Origin of the sequence: Psychrobacter sp. TB55-MNA-CIBAN-0194, assembly GCF_040309505.1 — a bacterium.
In the GTDB taxonomy this organism is placed as follows: domain Bacteria; phylum Pseudomonadota; class Gammaproteobacteria; order Pseudomonadales; family Moraxellaceae; genus Psychrobacter; species Psychrobacter fozii.
Genome location: NZ_JBEOOW010000345.1, coordinates 1 through 268 on the forward strand (window position 1 = coordinate 1; position 268 = coordinate 268).

Here is a 268-nt window from a genome sequence, read left to right on the forward strand (position 1 = left end):
GTGGTCCTCATTCAAATGGTTACTCATTAATCCGTAAGGTATTAGAAGTCAGCAAAGCAGACCCTCAGCAAGATCTTGCTGGTAAGCCATTGATTGACCATTTATTAGAACCAACAAGAATATATGTTAAGCCTTTGTTGAAACTGATTGAACAATCAGACATTCACGCTATGGCGCACATTACCGGTGGTGGATTCTGGGAAAATATCCCACGAGTGCTGCCTGATGATTGTAAAGCTGTAATCAAGGGTGACTCTTGGCAATGGCC

1 protein-coding gene is annotated in these 268 nt (G+C 42.5%); it reads left to right on the forward strand.

Annotated features, from left to right (window positions below; translation table 11 throughout):
* Positions 1-268: AIR synthase-related protein (locus AAEY75_RS15395; RefSeq protein ID WP_352260074.1), on the forward strand; the 268-nt coding region annotated here is incomplete at both ends.